Genomic DNA, 17,835 nt, shown 5'->3' with positions numbered 1-17,835 from the left:
ATGATCGAGGCCTACCGCCAGCTCGCCGCGAGTTGCGACTACCCCCTCCACCTCGGCGTCACCGAGGCCGGCCCGGCCTTCCAGGGCACGATCAAGTCGGCCGTCGCCTTCGGCGCCCTCCTCTCCCAGGGCATCGGCGACACGATCCGCGTCTCCCTCTCCGCGCCGCCCGTGGAGGAGGTCAAGGTCGGCAACCAGATCCTGGAGTCCCTGGGCCTCAAGCAGCGCGGCCTGGAGATCGTCTCCTGCCCGTCCTGCGGCCGCGCCCAGGTCGACGTCTACAAGCTCGCCGAAGAGGTCACGGCCGGCCTGGAGGGCATGGACGTCCCCCTGCGTGTCGCGGTGATGGGCTGCGTCGTCAACGGCCCCGGCGAGGCCCGCGAGGCCGACCTCGGCGTCGCCTCCGGCAACGGCAAGGGCCAGATCTTCGTCAAGGGCGAGGTCATCAAGACCGTCCCCGAGTCCAGGATCGTGGAAACCCTCATCGAAGAGGCCTTGAAGCTCGCCGAGCAGATGAAGTGAGTCCGAAGCCAGGCACGGACCGAGAGGGGGCCCGATCGTGACGATTCTGGAGACCATCCGGCAACCACGCGACCTGAAGGCGCTGTCCGAGGCGGAACTCGGTGAACTGTCCGAAGAGATACGCGAGTTCCTGGTGCACGCGGTCACCCGCACCGGGGGGCACCTCGGACCCAACCTGGGCGTGGTGGAACTCACCGTCGCGCTCCACCGGGTCTTCGAGTCGCCGGTCGACCGCATCCTCTGGGACACCGGTCACCAGAGCTATGTGCACAAGCTGCTGACCGGCCGTCAGGACTTCTCCAAGCTGCGCGGCAAGGGCGGCCTGTCCGGCTATCCCTCGCGCGAGGAGTCCGAGCACGACGTCATCGAGAACAGCCACGCCTCCACCGCGCTGGGCTGGGCCGACGGACTCGCCAAGGCGCACCAGGTGCAGGGCGAGAAGGGGCACGTGGTCGCGGTCATCGGCGACGGCGCGCTGACCGGCGGCATGGCCTGGGAGGCGCTGAACAACATCGCGGCCGCCAAGGACCGGCCGCTGATCATCGTCGTCAACGACAACGAGCGCTCCTACGCGCCCACCATCGGCGGCCTCGCCAACCACCTGGCCACCCTGCGCACCACCGACGGCTACGAGAAGGTCCTGGCCTGGGGCAAGGACGTCCTGCTGCGGACCCCGGTCGTCGGCAGCACGATCTACGAGTCCCTGCACGGCGCGAAGAAGGGCTTCAAGGACGCCTTCGCCCCGCAGGGCATGTTCGAGGACCTGGGCCTGAAGTACGTCGGCCCCATCGACGGCCACGACATCCTGGCCGTCGAGTCGGCGCTGCGCCGCGCGAAACGCTTCCACGGGCCCGTCCTCGTCCACTGCCTCACGGAGAAGGGCCGCGGCTACGAACCCGCCCTCGCCCACGAGGAGGACCACTTCCACACCGTCGGCGTGATGGACCCGCTGACCTGCGCGCCGCTCGCCCCGGCCGGCGGCCCCTCGTGGACCTCGGTGTTCGGGGACGAGATCGTACGGATCGGCGAGGAGCGCGAGGACGTCGTGGCGATCACGGCGGCCATGCTCCACCCGGTGGGCCTCGGCAAGTTCGCCGAACGCTTCCCGGACCGGGTGTGGGACGTGGGCATCGCCGAGCAGCACGCGGCCGTGTCGGCGGCGGGCCTGGCCACCGGGGGCCTGCACCCGGTCGTCGCCGTGTACGCCACGTTCCTCAACCGTGCCTTCGACCAGCTGCTGATGGACGTGGCGCTGCACCGCTGCGGGGTCACCTTCGTCCTGGACCGGGCCGGTGTCACCGGCGCCGACGGACCCTCCCACAACGGCATGTGGGACATGTCGGTCCTCCAGGTCGTCCCCGGCCTCAGAATCGCCGCGCCGCGCGACGCCGCCCAGCTGCGCGCCCAGCTGCGCGAGGCCGTCGCCGTCGACGACGCGCCCACCCTGGTCCGCTTCCCGAAGGAGTCGGTCGGCCCCGCGATCCCGGCCGTCGGCCATGTCGGCGGCATGGACGTGCTGCACCGCGCCGGGCACCCCGAGGTGCTCCTGGTCGCCGTCGGTGTCATGGCACCGGTGTGCCTCCAGGCGGCCGAGCTGCTTCAGGCCCGGGGCATCGGCTGCACGGTGGTCGACCCCCGCTGGGTCAAGCCCGTCGACCCGGCGCTGCCCGGGCTCGCCGCCGAGCACCGGCTGGTGGCCGTCGTGGAGGACAACAGCCGCGCCTCCGGTGTCGGCGCCGCCGTGGCGCTGGCCCTCGGCGACGCCGACGTGGACGTTCCCGTACGGCGGTTCGGCATCCCCGAGCAGTTCCTCGCGCACGCCAAGCGCGGCGAGGTGCTGGCCGACATCGGGCTGACGCCGGTCGAGGTGGCCGGACGGATCGGCGCGAGCCTGGCCGTCGGGGAAGCCGCCGGTCCGGGCCCGAAGAAGGCGGAGAAGGCGGAGACGGCGGAGAAACAGGAGAAGGCTGAATGACCACGGAGTTCGACCTCGGCGCCCTCCTGGCCGAGCGCGGGGCGGAGCGCTACGAGCTGCACGCCAGGTACCTCAACCACCAACTGCCGCGCATGCTGCACACCATCGGCTTCGACAAGATCTACGAGCGGGCCGAGGGCGCCTATTTCTGGGACACGGACGGCGACGACTACCTCGACATGCTCGCCGGGTTCGGGGTGATGGGCCTCGGCCGTCACCACCCCGTGGTCCGCAAGGCCCTGCACGACGTCCTCGACGCCTCCCTCGCGGACCTCACCCGCTTCGACTGCCAGCCGCTGCCCGGCCTGCTGGCCGAGAAGCTCCTCGCCCACAGCCCGCACCTGGAGCGGGTGTTCTTCGGCAACAGCGGCACCGAGGCGGTGGAGACCGCCCTGAAGTTCGCCCGGTACGCCACCGGCAGACCCAGGATCCTGTACTGCGACCACGCCTTCCACGGCCTGACCACCGGCTCGCTGTCGGTCAACGGGGAGAACGGCTTCCGGGACGGCTTCGCCCCGCTGCTGCCCGACACGGCCGTCCCGCTCGGCGATCTGGACGCCCTGGCCCGGGAGCTGAGGAAGGGCGACGTCGCCGCCCTGATCGTCGAGCCGATCCAGGGCAAGGGCGTGCACGAGGCCCCGCCCGGCTGTCTGCGCGCCGCCCAGGAGCTGCTGCACCAGCACAAGGCCCTGCTCATCGCCGACGAGGTGCAGACCGGTCTCGGCCGCACCGGCGACTTCTACGCCTACCAGCACGAGGACGGTGTCGAGCCGGACCTGGTGTGCGTGGCCAAGGCCCTGTCCGGCGGCTACGTCCCGGTCGGTGCGACCCTCGGCAAGGAGTGGATCTTCAAGAAGGTCTACTCGTCCATGGACCGGGTGCTGGTCCACTCGGCGAGCTTCGGCTCCAACGCGCAGGCCATGGCGGCCGGCCTCGCCGTGCTGTCGGTCATGGAGAACGAGCAGATCGTCGCCAACGCCCGTGCGACCGGCGAGCAGCTGAAGAACCGGCTCGCCGCGCTGACCGGCAAGTACGAGCTGCTCGCCGACGTCCGCGGCCGGGGCCTGATGATCGGCATCGAGTTCGGCAGGCCGAGCTCGCTGAAGCTGCGCAGCCGCTGGACCATGCTCCAGGCCGCCCGCAAGGGCCTGTTCGCGCAGATGGTGGTCGTCCCGCTGCTCCAGCGGCACCGGATCCTCACCCAGGTCTCCGGCGACCACCTGGAGGTGATCAAGCTGATCCCGCCGCTGGTCATCGGCGAGCGGGAGGTGGACCGGTTCGTCGACGCCTTCACCGCCGTGATGGACGACGCGCACAGCGGCGGCGGCCTGATGTGGGACTTCGGCAAGACACTGATCAAGCAGGCGGTGGCCAACCGCTGAAGCCGGCCGGCCTCGGCCTCCTGCCGCCTTTGCCTCTGAGGCAAAAATTTTGCCAGTGAGGCAATTTTCCGGCTGAATGGAGGCATGAACGCCTCAGATGCCGCGCCGCCGGCGGGCCAGGGCGACGACCTGCCCGCCGTGGCGCCGCAGCTACGCGCCCTGCGCCGGCGCAACGGCCTCACCCTGGAGGCCGCGGCCCGCGCCGCCGGCCTCTCGCCCGCCCACCTCTCCCGGCTGGAGACCGGCGGGCGCCAGCCCTCGCTTCCGATGCTGCTCGCGCTCGCCCGTATCTACAGTACGACCGTCTCGGAACTGCTCGGCGAGACCGTCGCCGACCGGGACGCCATCGTGCGTGCCGCCGACATGGAGCCGACCCGGGCGGGCGGCTGGACGTACTTCCAGGCCGGGTCCCCCGGGCGGGGCATGCAGGCGCTGCGCGTCCGGGTGCCGTACGGCACCCAGGGCGACATCGTGCGGGTCCACCCCGGCGAGGAGTGGCTCTACGTCCTGAAGGGCCGCCTCAGACTGCGCCTCGGCGACAGCGCGCACCTGCTCGCGCCCGGCGACAGCGCGCACTTCGACTCGCTGACCCCGCACCGCCTCGCCGCCGAGGACCACGACGGCGTGGAACTGCTGTTCGTCCACACCCTGCTGCAAAGCCCCACGGCCGCACTGTGCCTGGGCCCCTTGACTGGAGAGCTGCCATGAGCGACTACGAGGAGAAGTTCCCCCGCGCCCTGTGGATCCGGCTGATCATCTACATCGCCGTCGGTCACCTCTTCGCCGCGTTCCTCTACCTGCTGTTCGCGGTGGGCGCCAAGAGCTGACCGCCGTCGGCCGCCATCATCCGGCGTCAGCCCCCGTCAGTCGACGAGGCGCTCGCGCAGCCGCTCCCGGGTCCGGGGAGTGAGCCCCAGTCCCTGCTCCAGGTAGGCGTCGGCCCCGCCCCAGGTCTCCTCGATGCTCGTGAAGGCCGCCGCCAGATACTCGGCGCGCGCGTCGAAGAGCGGGCTGAGCAGTCCCATCACCTCGGGGGTGTAGGCGGTGTCCGGGCTGCCGTTGCGGCGCACCCGGTAACGGCGGTGCTTGGCATTGGACTCGAGGTAGTCGGCGACGATCGCCTCGCGCTCCACGCCCACCGCGAGGAGGGTCACGGCGATGGAGATGCCCGCGCGGTCCTTGCCCGCCGCGCAGTGCATCAGCGCGGGGACACTGTCCTCGGCGAGGGCGTGCAGCACCCGGGAGTGCTCGGCCGTGCGCTCCGTCACGATCCTGCGGTACGAGGTGATCATCCGGTTCGCCGCCTTGCCGTCCGCGAGGATGACGCGGAGCTGGTCGAGGTCGCCGTCGCGGACCATCTTCCAGAACTCGGCGCCGTCCGCCGGGTCGCTCAGCGGCAGGTTGACATTGCGCACGCCGGGCAGCCCGACGTCGGGGCCCTCGAGCTTCTTGTCGGCCGCGTTGCGGAAGTCGAAGACCGTGTGCAGGCCCAGGGAGGCGAGGAACGCCGCGTCCTGATCGGTGGCGTGCGCGAGATGACCGCTGCGGAAGAGGACCCCGGACCGCACCCGCCGTCCGTCCGTCGTGGGCAGGCCGCCCACGTCCCGGAAATTGCGTACTCCGGTCAGCTCCGGCTCGGTCGACGGGACCTGCTGCGTCACGTGGGCTCCTTGCGGTCGCTCCCGCCGTCGCGGCTCGCCGGCGGGCACGCTGTCGACGATACGACATCGGTTTTCTCAGGCAATGAGTTGTCCACAGGCGTTGCCTCCGGGGCCGGAAGACCTTGATGATGTTGGTGCGTGAGCGGATCTGTTGACACCTGTGAGGGTTCGATGGTGGACATCGCCGAAAACGGTCGTACGTGGCTCCTGACGGGGCCCACCAGCGGTTACGCGCTGCATCTGACGGAGGCGCACGAACTGCTCCACCTCCACTGGGGCCCGCGCATCGCGCTCGCGGACGCCGAGGCCCTCGCCGTCCGTCCGCTGCCCGGCTACTGGCCCTTCGAGTCCCCGCTCGACGGCCGCGAGGAGTACCCGGTGGAGGGCGGCCCCCGCTTCGTCCGGCCCGCACTGTCCGTGCGCACCGAGGAGCGGCGCGGCACCGAGTGGACCTTCGAGGCGTACGACACCGAGGGCGACGAGCTGCGGCTGCGCTTCAGGGACGGCGGACTGGCCGTCACGCTCCACTACCGGATGCGCGGGGACGTCGTCGAGCGCTGGGTGACCGTCGGCAACGGCGGCGACGCGCGCGTGGAGCTGCTGCGCGCCGACGCCGCCACCTGGACCCTGCCCGACCGGGACGGCTGGCGGCTGTCCCAGCTGCACGGCCGCTGGGCCGCCGAGTCCCGGCTGACCAGCGCCCCGCTCACGTACGGCGACAAAATCATCGGCAGCCGCCGCGGCCACACCGGCCACCAGCACCTGCCCTGGATCGCCCTGGACACCGGCGCCGGCGAGGAGCACGGCGAGGTCTACGGCTGCGCCCTCGGCTGGTCGGGGTCCTGGCGGATCGCGGTCGCCCAGCTCCCCGACGCGCGGGTGCAGATCACCGGCGGCGCCGGTTACGACGACTCGGGTCTGCTGACCCTGGCGCCGGGGGAGTCGTACACCACGCCCGTCTTCGCGGGCCTGTGGAGCGACGGCGGCTTCGGCGGCGCCAGCCGTGCCTGGCACGCCTACCAGCGGGCGTACGTCATCCCGGACGCCGACCGGGACCGGCCCGTGCTGTTCAACTCCTGGGAGGCGACGAACTTCGACATCTCCGAGGAGCAGCAGGCGACCCTCGCCCGGCGGGCGGCTGCGATCGGCGTCGAGCTGTTCGTGGTCGACGACGGCTGGTTCGGCGCCCGCACCAGCGACCGTGCCGGTCTCGGCGACTGGACGCCCAACCCCGACCGCTTCCCGAACGGCCTGGGGACCCTCGCGGACTATGTGCACGCCCTCGGTATGCAGTTCGGCATCTGGGTCGAGCCCGAGATGGTCAACCCGGACAGCGAGCTGTACCGCGCCCACCCCGACTGGGTGCAGTTCCAACCCGGACGGAAGCGGACGGAATTCCGCAATCAGCTCGTCCTCAACCTCGCCCGCGAGGACGTCCAGCAGTACCTCTGGGAGCAGCTCGACGGGCTTCTCTCCAGCGCCCCGGTCGACTATGTGAAGTGGGACTTCAACCGCTGCTTCACCGACGCCGGCTGGCCCGGCGAACCGTACCCGCAGCGACTGTGGGTGGACCATGTCCGTGGCCTGTACGGCCTCCTCGACCGGCTGCGGGCGGCCCACCCGCGCGTCGCCTTCGAGTCCTGCTCGGGCGGTGGCGGCCGGATCGACCTCGGTGTCATGAGCCGTACGGACCAGGTGTGGACCTCCGACAACACCGACCCGCTCGACCGGCTGGCCATCCAGCACGGCTTCAGCCAGATCCATCCCGCGCGGGTCATGGCCGCCTGGGTCACCGACAGCCCGAACACCCAGCTCAACGGCCGGGTCAGCGCCCTGAAGTTCCGCTTCGTGAGCGCCATGGCCGGGGTCCTCGGCGTCGGTGGCGACCTCTCGGAATGGACGGAGGAGGAGCTCGCCGAGGCCCGGGAGTGGGTGGAGCTCTACAAGGAGATCCGCCCGGTCGTGCAGCGCGGCGACCTCCATCGGCTGCGGCCGCCGGAGGGCGGGCTGAGCGCGGTGCAGTACGTCCTCGGGGACGAGACGGTCGTCCTCGCCTGGCTCCAGGCGCAGCGGTACGGCGAGCCGGTCCCCGCGCTGCGGCTGCGCGGCCTCGACCCCACGGCATCGTACGAATGCCGCGAAACGGGCGAAATCCATCGAGGTGCCGTCCTGCTGCACCACGGGCTGCGCACGGGGTTGCGCGGTGACTTCGATGCGGCGGTTCTCCGTCTGCGTCGTATCTGAGTAATCTGCCCGAATGAGGCCCTTCATTACTTTTATTGGAACTAATTCTGAAATAGGGGGTCATGGGGGTCGAGTGGTGAGGAGGGTCATATTGGTGACCGTCCGTTGTGCGTCATGTTCACGTAATCCGCATGGTTTTCCGGCGATTTGACGCGGCGGGGAAGAAGGGAATTCACGGAGGGTGACCGGGAACTCCCGTAACGGATCAAGCGAAACGCGGACAGAGGGAATCTTCTGCTTGTCCCGTCGCGTCCCGCTCGCTTACGTTCGCCACCAATCCGGACGGAACGCCGAATCCTGCCGCCGCCCGGAGCTCGGACACACTCACCCGTGCACGGCAGGAGCGGGGGACCCACCAGGTACGACTGCCTGTCCCGGTCTCCGGGACGGCTAGGGGTGAAGCCGCGCTCCGTGCGCGGCCGGGCAGCTCCAGCCCGAACCCGACAGCTCACCTCGCAGGCGCCGGAGAGGAATTCGCCATGCCCGCGAAGGGTAAGCACCGCCGTCCCAAGAACCGGCGTTTCACCCGCTCCATCGCCGTCGCCGGAACCGGCGGCGCCGCGCTGGCGCTGCCCCTCATGGGGGCCACCGGTGCCCATGCGGCCTCCGCGGCCACCGCGAAGGACTCCGTTTCCGAGAAGGCCGTCCAGGCCGTGCCGGTGGCCGAGAAGAAGGCCGCCGCCGCGCAAGCGGGCGCGCACACCTACACGGTGCGGTCGGGCGACTGGCTCGCGAAGATCGCCGACGAGCAGAACGTCCGCGGCGGCTGGCACCGGCTCTACGCGGACAACCGCGAGGCAGTCGGCAGCGACCCCTCGCTGATCCACCCCGGCCTGAAGCTGACCCTCGGCGAGAAGGCCGCCGGGACCGGCACGAGCGCCAAGTCCGCCGCCCCGAAGAAGACTTCGTCCGCCTCGCACGCGACCACGCCCCCGGCCTCGCGGTCGGCCACGCGGACCCGGCCGGCGCCCGCCGCCGCGCCGAACGCCGCCACCGGCTTCACCCTCCCGGTGTCGGGCGGCACCGTCGGCACCGGTTACCACGTGCCGGGCGGCATGTGGTCCAGCGGCTACCACACGGGCGTCGACTTCGTCGTCCCGACCGGCACCTCCGTCAAGGCCGTGGGCGCGGGCACGGTCGTCTCCGCCGGCTGGGGCGGCGCCTACGGCAACCAGGTCGTGATCAGGCTCGCCGACGGCTACTACGCGCAGTACGGCCACCTCTCCTCGATCTCCGTCTCGGCCGGGCAGACCGTGGCCGCGGGGCAGCAGATGGGCCTCTCCGGCGCGACCGGCAACGTGACCGGCCCGCACCTGCACTTCGAGATCCGCACCACGCCGAACTACGGCTCGGACGTGGACCCGGTCGGCTACCTCCGCTCGCACGGCGTCGCCGTCGCCTGACGGCACTCGGACCACCGGAGGCCGGACCCCTGATCCCCGGGTCCGGCCTTCGGTGTACCCGGGCGTATTCCCGTCCGGCGCCTTTCGGTGCCGTGGCTTATCTCACCGTCCGTCAACCCCGTATTACGGTCGCGTAGGTCACATCGAAAGGTGAATCATGGGCCGATGTGGCAGACGATTCGAAGAGTGACAACAGATCAGTGATCGGGTCGTACGTGGCGGTGGGGGACAGCTTCACCGAGGGCGTGGGCGACCCCGGCCCCGACGGGGCGTTCGTCGGCTGGGCCGACCGGTTCGCGGTCCTCCTCGCGGACCGGCGGCCCGAGGGCGACTTCAGGTACACGAACCTTGCGGTACGCGGCAGACTGCTCGACCAGATCGTGGCGGACCAGCTCCCGCGCGCCGTCGAACTCGCCCCGGACCTGGTGTCCTTCTGCGCGGGCGGCAACGACATCATCCGGCCCGGCACCGACCCCGACGAGGTGGCCGAGCGCTTCGAGCTGGCGGTGGCACAGCTCACCTCCGTCGCGGGCACCGTCATGGTGACGACCGGCTTCGACACGCGTGGCGTGCCCGTGCTCAAGCATCTGCGCGGCAAGATCGCCACGTACAACGGCCATGTCCGGGCCATCGCCGACCGGTACGGCTGTCCCGTCCTCGACCTGTGGTCCCTCAGGACCGTCCAGGACCGGCGCGCCTGGGACCACGACCGGCTCCACCTCTCGCCCGAGGGGCACACGCGCGTGGCGCTGCGGGCCGGCGAGGTGCTCGGCGTGGAGGTCCCCGCCGACCCGGAGCAGCCCTGGCCGCCGCTCCCGCCCCGGGGCACGCTCGACATCCGCCGCGACGACGTCCACTGGGCCCGCGAGTACCTGGTCCCGTGGATCGGCCGCCGCCTGCGCGGCGAGTCCTCCGGCGACCACGTGACGGCCAAGGGCGCCCTGTCCCCGGACGACATCAGGACGCGGATCGCCTCGGTGGCCTGAGCGGGTTCCCTCCGGGGGTTCGGCGGTGGCGCTGTCCGAAGGCGGTACGGCAGCGGGCTGCGGTGCCGTACGGCCTCCGGGCAGCGCGGTCATGCGCGGGCGGGAGCGATGCCCCGGCCGCCCTGCCGCCGCCCGGTACACCCCGTCGGGGCGTCGCCCGCGCGGAGCGTCACGGCTGCGTCAGATTCTCCCGGTCCAGGCCCAGTTCCCGGGCCAGGGCCTCGTTCACCCATGCCTGGGCGCGGGACCGGGGCACCGCGCCGGCGTAGGACGTCAGCTGGACGGCGAGGCCGTCGAGCAGGGCGGTCAGGCGCAGGGCCGTGGCGGTGGGGTCCGGGCAGTCGAACTCGCCCGCCTCGACGCCCTCGGCGATGACCTCGGCGATCGCCGCCTTCCACTGGCGGTCCAGATCGCGGGTGACCTCCCGCAGGGCGGGCTCGCGCAGCGCCACCGCCCAGCCCTCGATCCACAGCCGCCAGCCCTTGGCCTGGCCGGTGGGCGCGTACCAGCGCACGGCGGCCCGCAGCCGGCGCAGCGCGGACGTACGACGGCCCAGCAGCCCCCGCAGATGCGCGAGGTCGCCCTCCGCCGCGTGCGCGAAGGCGGCGGCGACCAGCTTCTCCTTCGTCGAGAAGTGGTACAGCACCAGCGCGTTGCTCACACCGAGCACCGCGGCCACGTCGGCGATCCGCACCGCCGCCACGCCCCGCGCCTCGATCTGCTCGACGGCAGCCCGCAGCAGCTCCTCCCGCCGCTCCGCCACGCTCAACCGCACTCTCGCCACGCCGTCACCCTAATCGCTCACGCGGTCACGGCAGCGGCGCAGTCCGGCCGTCCGGTCAGCGGTACCAGCCGAAGCGCTCCGCGATCACCGGCAGCCGGTCGGCCACCAGGGCGTGCGCGGCGGCCCGGGGAGTCGTGCCGTCGGCCTCCGCGCGCGCGAGCATCAGGCCGACCAGGGCACGCATCGAGCGCCGGGTGTACGCGAAGGCCTCCTCGGCGTCCGGGCCGATGTCCCCGAAGAGGGTCCACCACCACCAGGCGTTCGTACCGGAGTTGACCACCACGTCGGGCAGCACGGTCACCCCGCGCGCGGACAGCAGCCCCTCCGCCTCCGGCAGCACCGGCATGTTGGCCGCCTCGACGATCCAACGGGCGGTGATCCGCTCCTGGCCGGCCGTGTCGATCGCGTACGACACCGCCGCCGGCACCAGCACCTCCGCCTCGGCGGACAGCCAGGCCTCGCCCGGCAGTTCCCGGTCACCGGGACGCAGCACCGCGCGGTCCAGGGTGCCGTACGCGTCCCGCGCGGCGAGCAGCGCCTCCACGTCCAGACCGGCCGGATTGGCGATCGTGCCCTTGATGTCGGCGACGGCCACGATCCGCAGGCCCGCGCGCGCGAGGAACCGCGCCGTCGCCCCGCCCATGGTCCCCAGCCCCTGCACCGCCACCCGCGTGCCCGCACGGGGCACCCCGGCCCGGTCCAGGGCGGCGAGCACCGACTCGGCCACCCCGCAGCCGCCGACGAGTTCGTCCAGGCCGATGCCGTCCACCTCGACGGCGAAGGCGTCCGCGAGCCGCCGCCGGGCCGCCGCCTCGTCGTCGAGCAACGGGTACACGGCCTGGACACACGACACCAGCCCCGCCTCGGCGGCGGCCCGGTCGACCAGGTCCTGGGTGAGGCCGAGGTCCTCACCGGTGGTCCAGCAGCTCTCGACGTACGGCCGCATCGCGCGCAGGTAGCGCACCAGCAGCCCGTACGCCCCGGGGTCCCGCGGATCGCAGTCGATGCCGCCCTTGGCGCCGCCCAGGGGCACGTACCGGCTCTCGGGGTCGTAGTGCAGGGCCTCTTTCATGGTCATGCCGCGGGCGAGCCCGGTCACCTCCTCGAGAGTGCAGCCGGGCCGCATCCGCAAGCCCCCGCTGGCCACGCCCCGTACCAGCCGGTCGACGACCAGGAACCCCTGGCGTCCGGTGACGTGGTCCGTCCAGACCAGCGACATCAGTGGGGTCGTCATACGGGCTCCCGGGAACGGCTGCCGGACCGTCTACTGAACGGCCGGTCAGTACAGTGAAGCGTCCGACGATATCGGGGCTCCGGCCGGCGGGGCAAGGAACAACCGGACCCCGTCCCCGGTTGTCGGAACGGGCCGACCATAATGAATGACCTCGCCGACTCCACCTGGAGGTACCGTGACCGGATTGGGTTCCCTGAGCTCCGGGCTGCGCACGCTGCGGCCCGCGGCCTTCGGCGCGGAGCCCGGCGGTGAGCGCCTGGCCCGTATCCGCAGATCGCCCCACTTCAAGGACGGTGTCTTCCAGAACCCCGGAGGCACCGCCCGCACCCGGCCCTCCGGTTCCACCCTGGACCTGGCGAAGGTCTTCCTCGACAAGGACACCCGCCCCCGGCGCTCCCCGCACGGCACCGTCCCGGTGCACCCCACCACGCTCGCCGACCTCGCCCGGCCGCCCGCCACCGGGCTGCGGCTGACCTGGATGGGCCACTCGAGCGTGCTCGCGGAGATCGACGGGCAGCGCGTGCTGTTCGACCCGGTCTGGGGCGAGCGCTGCTCCCCGTTCCCGTTCGCCGGGCCCAAGCGGCTGCACCCGGTGCCGCTGCCGCTGGCCGCGCTCGGCCCGGTCGACGTGGTGGTCATCAGCCACGACCACTACGACCACCTGGACCTGCCCACCATCAAGGCGCTGGCCGGGACGGACACCCTCTTCGCCGTGCCGCTCGGCGTCGGGGCCCACCTCGAACAGTGGGGTGTCGCCGAGAGCCGGCTGCGCGAGCTGGACTGGCACGAGGCGACCAAGGTCGCCGGTCTCACCCTGACCGCCACGCCGGCCCGTCACTTCTGCGGACGCGGGCTGCGCAACACCCAGCACACCCTCTGGGCCTCCTGGGTCGTCGCCGGCGAGGAGCACCGGATCTACCACAGCGGCGACACCGGCTACTTCGACGGCTTCAAGGACATCGGCGCCGACCACGGCCCGTTCGACGCCACGATGATCCAGATCGGTGCCTACAGCGAGTTCTGGCCCGACATACACATGACGCCCGAGGAGGGCATGCGCGCCCACCTCGACCTCCAGGGCGGTCAGGCCGCCGCCGGTGCGATGCTGCCGATCCACTGGGCCACCTTCAACCTGGCGCCCCACCCCTGGGCGGAGCCCGGCGAGGGCACCGTCGCGGCCGCCCGCGCGGCCGGCGCCCGCGCCGCGCTGCCCCGCCCCGGCGAGCCCTTCGAACCCACCGCCGAGACCGTCCCGTCCGAGCCGTGGTGGCGCGGCGTGGCCCTCGCCCCGGCGGGTGGCTGGCCGGAGGCCGTCACGGAGGCGACCGTGAAGGCCGCGGCAGGCTCGGCGGCCAAGGCCCAGGTCCAGGCCGGCACAGCCGGTGACACCCCCGGCGGCACGGCGGAGGACGAAGGGGACCCGGAGGCCGTTCCGGCGGGCTGAGCGCCGCGTGGCGGCAGCCGCACGACGCGGGGCCGGCGAGGGCCGGGGAGTCATGGGCTCCCCGGCCCTCACTGTCTGTTCGTGACCACATCTGACCAGGTCGGATCGAGGATTTACGGCTCCGCTCCGGGGATTCCGGCCGGGTTGTCGGTCTGTCGTACGACGCGTCATACCAGAGCGGGACCCTCACCGGTGGACTTTGTCAACTGCCCACCGCACTTGATGCCGGTGCGACTACTGTGAGTGTCCGTCGGACGACGCAGGGCCGCATCGTGCCCGCCGGACCAGTACGAGGACACCCATGTCTCACCTCCGCGCACCGGCCGCGCGTGCCGACCGCCGTGAGGGCGGCCGGCACGGACGGCCGGCCGCCCGCCCCGTTCCCGCACTGCCCGAGACGCACATACGGCCACAGCTCCTCCGTCTCGCGGTGCTGCCGCCCGTCGCGGTCGCGCTCAGCGCCAGCGCGGCCGTGCTGGTCACCGTCCGCTCCGCCGGAGTCCGCCCCGGCCTCACCCTGTGGACCGTGCTCGCCGGAGCGGTCTCGGTGACCGTCGCCGGCATCCTCATCGCCGCCTTCGCCGCCGACCGGACCGCCCGCTCGGTGACCGACCGGGTCGCCGCCCTGCGCCGCAGCGCCGCCCGCGGCGAGGCCGACCTGCGGGCCCTGGTCGAGGCCCTGCGCAAGGGCGAGAACCCGGCCGCGCGGGGGCCGCGCGGCGGGCCCCCCAAGGACGCCGACGACCTCGAACTGCTCGCCGCCGACCTCGCCCGCGCCCACGACGGCGCCGTCGCCGCCGTCGTCCAGGCGGCCCAGCTCTCCAGCCAGGCGGGCAGCGAACAGAAACTCGAGGTCTTCGTCAATCTCGCCCGGCGGCTCCAGTCCCTGGTGCACCGGGAGATCTCCATCCTCGACGAGCTGGAGAACGAGATCGAGGACCCCGACCTGCTCAAGGGCCTCTTCCACGTCGACCACCTCGCCACCCGCATCCGGCGGCACGCCGAGAACCTCGCCGTGCTCGGCGGCGCCGTCTCGCGCCGGCAGTGGAGCAACCCGGTCTCCATGACCGAGGTGCTGCGCTCCGCCATCGCCGAGGTCGAGCAGTACTCCCGGGTCCGGCTGGTCCCGCCCATCGACGGCCGGCTGCGCGGGCACGCCGTCGCCGACGTCATCCACCTGCTGGCGGAACTCGTCGAGAACGCCACGCTGTTCTCCGCCCCGCACACCCAGGTGCTGCTCCGCGCCAACCTCGTCACCTCCGGGCTCGCCGTCGAGGTCGAGGACCGCGGGCTCGGCATGCCGGTCGGCGAGCAGGCCCGGATGAACGCGCTGCTCGCCGACCCCGACCAGGTCAACGTCGGCAGCCTGCTGGCGGACGGGCGCATCGGCCTCTTCGTGGTCTCGCAGCTCGCCCGGCGGCACGGCATCACCGTCCGGCTCCAGACGAACATCTACGGCGGAGTGCAGGCCGTCCTCGTCGTGCCGCAGGGCCTCCTGGGCACGGAGCCGGACGACGCGTCGGACGCGGGGCACACGGGCACGGGACAGGTCCCGGTGCTCCCGGCTCCACCGACCGCGCCGGTCCCGCAGGCCCAGCACCAGCCGGCCCGGGCCCCGCAAGCCCCGCAGATCCCGCACGCCCGCGGCGACGGCACCGCGAACGGGAGCCGGCCCGGCGACGGGCCGGGCCGGCACGCACAGCGCGGGCACGGCCGGGCGGGAGCCCCGGCGGACGAGGGAGCGCCGCCGCCCCTGCCGGTGCGCGGCGCCCACGAGCCACGGGCCACCCCCGCGGAGGCCACCCCCGGCATCCGGCCCGGCGAGCGGCGCACGGTCGCGGAGAACACGGCCGCACCCCTCACCCCGCGCGGCGGCAGCACGGTGCGCGGCACCATGGGCAAGCCCCAGCTGCCCCGGCGCCGCGCCCAGGAGCACATCGTGCCCCAGCTGCGCGGCGGCCCGGCACCACGCCAGGACAGCGACACCCCCGCCGCCCACGACCCCGGGCTGATGGCCGCCTTCCAGCGGGGGATCGGCCTGGCCGAGGCCCAGCAGCACCTGGAGCGGGCCGACGCCCTCCCGGGAGAGCCGACCGGGACGAGCCACACCGGCTCGGCCCTCCTCGATCTCACCGTCCGGCCCGACGGGAGCGCACCGGCCGGATGACCACCCCTGCCCCCACCCCCACCCCCAGCGCTCCCGCAGACCTTCGTACCCCAAGGAGTCGATCCACCATGGCGAGCGATGCGCCGACCGCCCAGGTTTCCGACCTCGACTGGCTGATGAGCGGCCTCGTCCAGCGTGTACCGCACACCACCAGCGCGGTGCTCCTGTCCTGCGACGGGCTCGTGAAGTCCGTCCACGGCCTCGACCCCGACAGCGCCGACCACATGGCCGCCCTCGCCTCCGGCCTGTACTCGCTCGGCCGCAGCGCGGGCGTCCGGTTCGGCGACGGCGGAGACGTCCGGCAGGTCGTCGTCGAACTCGACTCGGCCCTGCTGTTCGTCACCACCGCCGGCTCCGGCACCTGCCTGGCCGTGCTGGCCGGCCGCGAGGCCGACGCGGCCGTGCTCGGCTACGAGATGGCCATGCTGGTCAAGAGCGTCCGCCCCTACCTGGTGACGGCGCCCCGCCAGCATGCCGTCGATCCCACGGCGACGAGGCCTTGAGGGTGGCCGCGGTCGGCGACGGGCCCTGGCTCGACGACGCGGCCGGACGGCTGGTGCGCCCCTTCACGGTCAGCAACGGCCGCACCAGGCCCACCATCGCGCTCGACCTGATGTCGCAGCTGATGGCCACCGGAGTCACCCCCCTCGGCTACCTCGGCCCCGAGCACACCCAGGCGCTCGAACTGTGCCGGGCGCCCGTCCCGGTCGCCGAGGTCGCCGCCCATCTGGGGCTCCCGGCGGCGGTCACCAAGGTGCTGCTCTCCGACCTCGTCGACTGCGGGGCGCTCACCACCAAGCCCCCCGCCTTCCACCACAACCCCACTGACCGGTCCCTTCTGGAGGCAGTGCTCGATGGACTACGACGACAGCTCTGACCCGTTCCCCACCGCGCTGAAAATCCTGGTGGCCGGTGGGTTCGGAGTGGGCAAGACGACCTTCGTGGGCGCGGTGAGCGAGATCGCCCCGCTCAGCACGGAGGAACTGCTCACCACGGTCAGCGCCGCCACCGACAGCCTCGACGGCATCGAGAACAAGGTCGAGACCACGGTGGCGATGGACTTCGGCCGCATCACCCTCGACCCGCAGCACGTGCTGTACCTGTTCGGCACGCCCGGTCAGGAGCGGTTCTGGTTCATGTGGGACGAGCTGTCCGAAGGCGCCCTGGGAGCCGTCATCCTGGCCGACACCCGCCGGCTGGAGGAGTGCTTCGCCGCGGTCGACTTCTTCGAGGAACGCGGCCTCGGCTTCGTCGTCGCCGTCAACGAGTTCGACGGGTCCTACCGCTACGACCCCGAGGAGGTGCGCGCCGCCATCGACCTCGACCCAGGCATCCCGGTCGTCCGCTGCGACGCCCGCATCTCCTCCTCCGGAGTCCAGACGCTGCTCACCCTCGTACGCCACCTCATCGCCCACGCCCCGGCACACGCGCCGAGCCACGGAGCCCGGTCATGAGCTACGACCCACCGCGCCCGGCCCGGGGTCTGCTGCTCACGCCCGAGGACAAGGAGGCCCCCGCCCGCACCCGGCGGCTGAACCTGCTCGGCCTGGGGGAGCGCCCCGAACCCGCCCTCGACGCCTTCGCGGACCACCTCGCCGAGCTCGCCGGCGCGCCGTACGCCATGGTCAACTTCATCGGCGCCGAACGGCAGTTCTTCGCGGGTCTGCGCACGCCGGTCACCGGGCCGTTCGCGAAGGCCGACGGCACCCGGCCCGAGGTCGGCCGCTGGCTGCCGCGCGACCACGGGTTCTGCCCCCATGTGGTGGTACGCCACAAGGCGCTGGTCCTGGAGGACGTCCGCGACTACCCGCGGTTCGCGTGCAACCCGGTCGTCGACGAGTACGGCATCCACTCCTACCTGGGCGCCCCGCTCATCGACAGCACGGGGATGGTGCTGGGCACCGTGTGCGTCGCCGACGTCGCCCCCCGGCCCTGGGGGAAGGCGGGCCTGGAGACCATCAAGGCCCGGGCCGCGGAACTGGCCGTACGACTCGAACGGCGCGCGGACGACGGATTCCCGCTGTGACGGCCGT

The 17,835-nt window shown here is 72.5% G+C and carries 17 protein-coding genes and 1 riboswitch; of the genes, 14 read left to right on the top strand and 3 right to left on the bottom strand.

The annotated features are described in order from the left end of the window. The 5 genes from ABZ915_RS41950 to ABZ915_RS41930 form a co-directional block, all read left to right on the top strand. On the top strand, positions 1–522 hold a 522-nt coding region (locus ABZ915_RS41950), incomplete at its 5' end, for a flavodoxin-dependent (E)-4-hydroxy-3-methylbut-2-enyl-diphosphate synthase (RefSeq protein ID WP_361814453.1). Positions 523–559: 37 nt separating this feature from the next. Continuing rightward, positions 560–2,497, top strand: a complete 1,938-nt coding sequence (gene dxs / locus ABZ915_RS41945; RefSeq protein WP_361814450.1) for a 1-deoxy-D-xylulose-5-phosphate synthase — start codon at positions 560–562, stop codon at positions 2,495–2,497. Next, positions 2,494–3,879, top strand: a complete 1,386-nt coding sequence (locus tag ABZ915_RS41940; protein WP_361814448.1) for an aspartate aminotransferase family protein — start codon at positions 2,494–2,496, stop codon at positions 3,877–3,879. The genes dxs and ABZ915_RS41940 overlap by 4 nt, the downstream gene beginning before the upstream one ends. Before the next feature lie 84 nt (positions 3,880–3,963). Beyond that, on the top strand, positions 3,964–4,587 hold the full coding sequence (locus tag ABZ915_RS41935; protein ID WP_361814445.1) for an XRE family transcriptional regulator: 624 nt from the start codon (positions 3,964–3,966) through the stop codon (positions 4,585–4,587). Continuing rightward, complete coding sequence (locus ABZ915_RS41930; RefSeq protein ID WP_361814442.1) at positions 4,584–4,706, top strand: DUF6126 family protein; 123 nt, start codon at positions 4,584–4,586, stop codon at positions 4,704–4,706. Before ABZ915_RS41935 ends, ABZ915_RS41930 begins: the two co-directional genes overlap by 4 nt. Before the next feature lie 36 nt (positions 4,707–4,742). Here ABZ915_RS41930 and ABZ915_RS41925 read toward each other — a convergent pair whose 3' ends face one another. Next, on the bottom strand, positions 4,743–5,540 hold the full coding sequence (locus ABZ915_RS41925) for a tyrosine-protein phosphatase (protein WP_361814439.1): 798 nt from the start codon (positions 5,538–5,540) through the stop codon (positions 4,743–4,745). A 171-nt stretch (positions 5,541–5,711) separates the two neighbouring features. On the opposite strand from ABZ915_RS41925, the gene ABZ915_RS41920 reads away from it, so the two are divergent. The 3 genes from ABZ915_RS41920 (at position 5,712) to ABZ915_RS41910 (ending at position 10,173) form a co-directional block, all read left to right on the top strand. Further along, positions 5,712–7,784, top strand: a complete 2,073-nt coding sequence (locus tag ABZ915_RS41920; RefSeq protein WP_361814471.1) for an alpha-galactosidase — start codon at positions 5,712–5,714, stop codon at positions 7,782–7,784. Positions 7,785–8,099: 315 nt separating this feature from the next. Then, positions 8,100–8,259, top strand: a riboswitch (cyclic di-AMP (ydaO/yuaA leader). 4 nt (positions 8,260–8,263) lie between these two features. Then, positions 8,264–9,187, top strand: a complete 924-nt coding sequence (locus ABZ915_RS41915) for a LysM peptidoglycan-binding domain-containing M23 family metallopeptidase (protein ID WP_361814436.1) — start codon at positions 8,264–8,266, stop codon at positions 9,185–9,187. Positions 9,188–9,387: 200 nt separating this feature from the next. Beyond that, a complete protein-coding gene (locus ABZ915_RS41910) occupies positions 9,388–10,173 on the top strand; it encodes an SGNH/GDSL hydrolase family protein (RefSeq protein ID WP_361814433.1) in 786 nt (261 codons plus the stop codon). Positions 10,174–10,342: 169 nt separating this feature from the next. Here the strand turns inward: ABZ915_RS41910 and ABZ915_RS41905 are convergent, their stop codons facing one another. Together ABZ915_RS41905 and ABZ915_RS41900 are read right to left on the bottom strand one after the other, a co-directional pair. Continuing rightward, positions 10,343–10,957 carry a TetR/AcrR family transcriptional regulator gene (locus ABZ915_RS41905; protein ID WP_361814430.1) on the bottom strand — a complete coding sequence of 205 codons (615 nt, stop codon included), beginning with the start codon at positions 10,955–10,957 and terminating at the stop codon, positions 10,343–10,345. Between the two features lie 55 nt (positions 10,958–11,012). Next, positions 11,013–12,191 (bottom strand): Glu/Leu/Phe/Val dehydrogenase dimerization domain-containing protein, encoded by a 1,179-nt coding sequence (locus tag ABZ915_RS41900; protein WP_361814427.1) that lies wholly within the window; start codon positions 12,189–12,191, stop codon positions 11,013–11,015. Positions 12,192–12,366: 175 nt separating this feature from the next. Here ABZ915_RS41900 and ABZ915_RS41895 point away from each other — a divergent pair, with 175 nt between their 5' ends. The 6 genes from ABZ915_RS41895 (at position 12,367) to ABZ915_RS41870 (ending at position 17,828) form a co-directional block, all read left to right on the top strand. Beyond that, positions 12,367–13,635: an MBL fold metallo-hydrolase gene (locus ABZ915_RS41895; protein WP_361814424.1), complete on the top strand. Its 1,269-nt coding sequence runs from the start codon at positions 12,367–12,369 to the stop codon at positions 13,633–13,635. Between the two features lie 301 nt (positions 13,636–13,936). Next, positions 13,937–15,802 (top strand): ATP-binding protein, encoded by a 1,866-nt coding sequence (locus ABZ915_RS41890; RefSeq protein WP_361814421.1) that lies wholly within the window; start codon positions 13,937–13,939, stop codon positions 15,800–15,802. Positions 15,803–15,870: 68 nt separating this feature from the next. Further along, positions 15,871–16,305: a roadblock/LC7 domain-containing protein gene (locus ABZ915_RS41885; RefSeq protein WP_361446690.1), complete on the top strand. Its 435-nt coding sequence runs from the start codon at positions 15,871–15,873 to the stop codon at positions 16,303–16,305. 2 nt (positions 16,306–16,307) lie between these two features. Then, positions 16,308–16,679 (top strand): DUF742 domain-containing protein, encoded by a 372-nt coding sequence (locus tag ABZ915_RS41880; RefSeq protein ID WP_361814418.1) that lies wholly within the window; start codon positions 16,308–16,310, stop codon positions 16,677–16,679. After that, on the top strand, positions 16,657–17,256 hold the full coding sequence (locus ABZ915_RS41875; protein WP_361814415.1) for an ATP/GTP-binding protein: 600 nt from the start codon (positions 16,657–16,659) through the stop codon (positions 17,254–17,256). Before ABZ915_RS41880 ends, ABZ915_RS41875 begins: the two co-directional genes overlap by 23 nt. Next, entirely contained in the window at positions 17,253–17,828 is a 576-nt protein-coding gene (locus ABZ915_RS41870) for a GAF domain-containing protein (RefSeq protein ID WP_361814412.1), read from the top strand. The genes ABZ915_RS41875 and ABZ915_RS41870 overlap by 4 nt, the downstream gene beginning before the upstream one ends. Positions 17,829–17,835 lie beyond the last annotated feature (7 nt).

The organism is Streptomyces sp. NPDC046915, from assembly GCF_040644935.1.
In the GTDB taxonomy this organism is placed as follows: Bacteria; Actinomycetota; Actinomycetes; order Streptomycetales; family Streptomycetaceae; genus Streptomyces.
The sequence above is the reverse complement of the archived record's forward strand: the minus strand, read 5'-3'. Positions and strand labels throughout refer to the sequence as shown.

Excerpts from the sequence above, each read along its gene's own strand:
- ABZ915_RS41940 (WP_361814448.1), top strand. The coding sequence starts at position 2,494 with ATGACCACGGAGTTCGACCTCGGCGCCCTCCTGGCCGAGCGCGGGGCG.
- ABZ915_RS41935 (WP_361814445.1), top strand. The coding sequence starts at position 3,964 with ATGAACGCCTCAGATGCCGCGCCGCCGGCGGGCCAGGGCGACGACCTG.
- ABZ915_RS41930 (WP_361814442.1), top strand. The coding sequence starts at position 4,584 with ATGAGCGACTACGAGGAGAAGTTCCCCCGCGCCCTGTGGATCCGGCTG.
- ABZ915_RS41920 (WP_361814471.1), top strand. The coding sequence starts at position 5,712 with ATGGTGGACATCGCCGAAAACGGTCGTACGTGGCTCCTGACGGGGCCC.
- ABZ915_RS41915 (WP_361814436.1), top strand. The coding sequence starts at position 8,264 with ATGCCCGCGAAGGGTAAGCACCGCCGTCCCAAGAACCGGCGTTTCACC.
- ABZ915_RS41900 (WP_361814427.1), bottom strand. The coding sequence starts at position 12,191 with ATGACGACCCCACTGATGTCGCTGGTCTGGACGGACCACGTCACCGGA.
- ABZ915_RS41890 (WP_361814421.1), top strand. The coding sequence starts at position 13,937 with ATGTCTCACCTCCGCGCACCGGCCGCGCGTGCCGACCGCCGTGAGGGC.
- ABZ915_RS41885 (WP_361446690.1), top strand. The coding sequence starts at position 15,871 with ATGGCGAGCGATGCGCCGACCGCCCAGGTTTCCGACCTCGACTGGCTG.
- ABZ915_RS41875 (WP_361814415.1), top strand. The coding sequence starts at position 16,657 with ATGGACTACGACGACAGCTCTGACCCGTTCCCCACCGCGCTGAAAATC.
- ABZ915_RS41870 (WP_361814412.1), top strand. The coding sequence starts at position 17,253 with ATGAGCTACGACCCACCGCGCCCGGCCCGGGGTCTGCTGCTCACGCCC.